Source organism: Stenotrophomonas sp. HMWF003 (assembly GCF_003061285.1).
Classification (GTDB): Bacteria; Pseudomonadota; Gammaproteobacteria; order Xanthomonadales; family Xanthomonadaceae; genus Stenotrophomonas; species Stenotrophomonas maltophilia_AP.
The window spans coordinates 1-3,687 of the sequence record NZ_QAIW01000395.1 but is presented as its reverse complement, the minus strand read 5'-3'; the positions used below and the strand labels follow the sequence as shown (position 1 = coordinate 3,687).

The window sequence follows — 3,687 nt, the reverse complement described above, 5'->3', positions numbered from 1 at the left end:
CCCGCCGCAGCGCGGCGATGCCGGCGCATTCGGCCGCTGCCTGGGCGCGGGCCAGGGCGGCACGCGCCTGGCCGACCTGCAGCGCACGCACGGCCAGTGCCGCAGCGGTCAACGCGGCCATCGCGGCCAGCGCCGGCGGCATCGACCGGCCGGCAAGCTGGGCCAGGCCATGGTCGGCGTCGCGCAGGCGCCCCAACAGCACCCCGCGTCGGGCCAGGATCAGCCAGGCCTGCAGGGCATTGGCCGCGTCACCCTGCGCATCCAGCAGTGCCGCCACCTCCTGCAGGGGATGCGACGACCCCGCCAGTTCGCGCATGGCCAGCGCCACCTCGGCCTCGGCAACCACGCAGCGCGCCCGCGCCACCGCCTCGTGCGGGCCGAACGCGCGGCGGGCGCGCCGCAGCAGGTCCCGTGCGGTATCCAACTGGCCCAGCTGGGCCATCGCGATGCCCCGCAGCGCCAGCGCGGGCGGGTCCTCGCGCAGCGCAACGCAGCCGAGCGCGGCCAGTACATCGCCGGCGGCAAGGGCCCGGGCGGCAGCCGAGATGAGCGCATCCATCTGCACAGGCTACCTGCCCGGCGCGGCACCTGCAGCGATCGCGCCGCCGGTCACAGGCAATGGGTCAGGCCTTCGTACACGGTGGTGGTGGTGCCCGGCAGCGTGGTGTCGATGGCCTCCGGCCCCTGCAACGCGTCCAGCAGCAGCGGCAAGGGGGTGTGCGGGGCCAGCGGCAGCCGGCAGGCCCAGTCGCGGGCATCCACCACCACCCGACCGGTAGGGGCGTCCACGTCCATGTTGCTGCCGGCAAAGGTCCAGACGCATTCCCCCACGTTGCCACTGGCCGCCTGCACCGAGCAGCGCAGGCGCATGGCCTGGAGGTTGTAGTACTCGCCTTCGCAGAACGTATCGCCACAGACGTCGTCGAAGCCCCGCACCAGCGCTTTTTCAAGCGCGGACAGGGGCCCGTGCCCTTGTCCCGGCCGCGGGTAGTTGCGGGCATCCACGTAGCGGTCGGCGGAGCGCTGCAGGGCGGCCTCCCGCCGGGGTGCCTGCAGGCACGCGCCGACGGCGGCGCCCAGCGCAACCTGCGCACCGGGCAACGTCACGGCCAGCGGCTCATCCACCGCCAGCGCTGCGTGGAAGTCCTCCACCGGAACGCCCGCGCCCAACGGCAGCGGGCATTCCCAGCGCCGGTTGTCGGCCTGCACCTGCCCGGTGTCCGCATCGACCTCCAGCGCACTGGCAATGAACACCCACGTACAGGCGTGTACCTGCTCGCTGGCCGCGTTGACCGAGCAGCGCAGCTGCAGCGCGCGCAGGTTGCTGTAGTCGCCTTCGCAGAGGGTATCGGCACAGACCGCGTCGAAGCGGCGCGCCAGGTGCGCTTCCAGGGAATAGAAGCGGTCCCAGTTGGCCTCGTTGCGCGGAAAATCCACCAGATCGACGAACGATTGGGCAAGCAGCGGGGCGCTGGACAGCCAGGCCAGCAGGGCGAACAGTCGCAGCAGCAGACGGGAACGCGTGTGCATGAGCAGACTCCAGCAGAAGGAGGAACCAGCCTCGCCCACCCCGGGGTCGGGCCCCATCCGGCAAGGCCGCACCGGGTCGTGGGGAAACCCGGCACGGGGCCGTGGTCCCATCCCCGCTGCACGCGGCCCGGCAAAGGCATAAAATGGGGGGCTATCCGCCTACATCCCCCTCTCGGAGTACACCCATGGGTCTGGAACTCGTCTCGCCCGGCAAGAACCCGCCGGAAGAAATCAACGTCATCATCGAGATCCCGAAGGATTCCGAGCCGGTGAAGTACGAAGTGGACAAGGAAACCGGCGCGATCTTCGTCGACCGCATCCTGTCCACCCCGATGCGCTACCCGTGCAACTACGGCTACGTGCCGAGCACCCTGTGCGGCGACGGTGACCCGGCCGACGTGCTGGTGGTGCTGCCGCTGCCGCTGATCCCCGGTTCGGTGGTGCGTTGCCGTCCGGTCGGCGTGCTCAAGATGAGCGATGAGGCCGGCAGCGACGAGAAGATCCTGGCCGTGCCGATCTCCAAGGTGTTCAGCGGCTACGCCCACGTAGAAGACATCGGCCAGGTGTCCAGCCACTGGCTGGAACGCATCGGCCACTTCTTCGAGCATTACAAGGATCTGGAAAAGGGCAAGTGGGTCAAGCTGGACGGCTGGGCCGGCGCTGCCGAAGCCAAGCAGATCCTGGTGGAAGCGCACCAGCGCTACCTCAGCAACAACGGCTGAGGCTGAACCGCATCGCTTCGGCGCTCGCCGCCGAAGCGATGGACATCACGTTTTTTGACTGCGGCACATCACTATTTGTGCCGGATTGGGTACATTGCGTCTTCACACCGTCCACGGTGCGTTTCACCGTGGTCAGCCAGGGGACTTGTCGTGCGCATTCTGCTTGTTGGGGACCAGGCCAGCCTGTCGGCTGAACTGATGGAATTCATTGCCGATCTTGGGGAAGAGTGGCAACCGCTGACGGCCTCCGATGGCCAGTCGGCCATGAGCATCGTCGCCGCCGGTCCGGTGGACGCGGTCATCGCCTGCCCTACCCTGCCCGATCTCACCGCCACCACGCTGCTGGGGCAGATCCGCACCCTGCGCCCGGAAACCATCCGGATCGCACTGGTGGATGCCGACCATGGCAACCGCCCGCCGCCGGCGCGCCTGATCGGGGTGGCCCACCGCTTCCTGCCGATGCCGCTGGCCCCGGAAGTGCTGCTGGAAGCGCTGACCAGCCTGGAAGAACTGCGCGAACTGCTCGACAGCGCGCATCTGCGCAGCGCGATCGGCCGCATCGAAAAGCTGCCCTCGCCGCCGCATCTTTACCTGAGCCTGACCCAGGCGCTGGAACACGACGACGAAACCAACACCGCCGACGTCTCCAAGCTGGTCTCGGCCGACCCGGCGATTGCAGCCAAGGTGCTGCAGTTGTCCAACTCGGCATTCTTCAATAGCGGCCGCACCATTTCCGACCTGCGCACCGCGGTAACGCGGCTGGGCCTGTCGACCCTGCGGGACCTGGTGCTGGCCAGCGAGGTGTTCTCGGCCTCGGCGCTTTCCGGTGCCGAGCGCAATTCGCTGCAGCAGCGTGCGTTGCTGGCGTCGCGGCTGGCGGCCAAGCTGCTGCCCGATTCCAGCGCCGAGCTGGGGGCGACGGCCGCCCTGCTGGCCGACATCGGGCTGCTGCTGCCGGGCGTGCGCAACGAGCGCGGCGCGCCGGCCGATGCGTCCGATGAACGCCCCGGCCATGCCGAAGCCGGCGCCTACCTGCTGGGCCTGTGGGGCCTGCCGATGCCGATCATCGAAGCGGTGGCCTTCCATCTGCAGCCGCAGAAGTCCAACACGCGCAGCTTCTGGGTGACCGGCGCGGTGCACGTGGCGCTGGCCCTGATCAACGGTGACCCGGTGGACGAGGAGTACCTGCAGCGTGCCGGCGTGCTGCACAAGCTGCCGCAGTGGCGGGACCACGCCAATGGCCTGATGGGCCTGGTGGCCGCCGAAGCCTGAGTCCATTGCCCTGCAGCATGTCGCAGGGCAACCGTGCAACGAAAACGCCGGCCAGTGGCCGGCTTTTTTGTGGTTCTTCACCCACGTACGGGGCAAGCAGAAACGTGCCTTGACGCTTTTCAGGCGCAGCCGTCGGCGGGTCGGGCGCTGGGGCCCCATGCCC

Annotated in this window: 3 protein-coding genes and 1 pseudogene; 2 read left to right on the top strand and 2 right to left on the bottom strand. The window is 69.1% G+C overall.

What is annotated here, in order from left to right; translation table 11 throughout:
- Positions 1–559, bottom strand: a pseudogene (locus tag DBR34_RS23635) (helix-turn-helix domain-containing protein); the annotation flags it as partial.
- A 50-nt stretch (positions 560–609) separates the two neighbouring features.
- On the bottom strand, positions 610–1,530 hold the full coding sequence (locus DBR34_RS23630; RefSeq protein WP_258224045.1) for a hypothetical protein: 921 nt from the start codon (positions 1,528–1,530) through the stop codon (positions 610–612).
- A 185-nt stretch (positions 1,531–1,715) separates the two neighbouring features.
- Between DBR34_RS23630 and ppa the strand changes: the two genes are divergently transcribed.
- The gene (gene ppa / locus DBR34_RS16900; RefSeq protein ID WP_128097654.1) at positions 1,716–2,252 is read left to right on the top strand and encodes an inorganic diphosphatase; all 537 of its coding nucleotides are present in this window, start codon (positions 1,716–1,718) and stop codon (positions 2,250–2,252) included.
- Between the two features lie 150 nt (positions 2,253–2,402).
- Complete coding sequence (locus tag DBR34_RS16895) at positions 2,403–3,524, top strand: HDOD domain-containing protein (protein ID WP_128097653.1); 1,122 nt, start codon at positions 2,403–2,405, stop codon at positions 3,522–3,524.
- Positions 3,525–3,687: the final 163 nt, after the last annotated feature.

Coding starts and splice junctions, on each gene's coding strand:
- DBR34_RS23630 (WP_258224045.1), bottom strand. CDS start 1,530: ATGCACACGCGTTCCCGTCTGCTGCTGCGACTGTTCGCCCTGCTGGCC.
- ppa (WP_128097654.1), top strand. CDS start 1,716: ATGGGTCTGGAACTCGTCTCGCCCGGCAAGAACCCGCCGGAAGAAATC.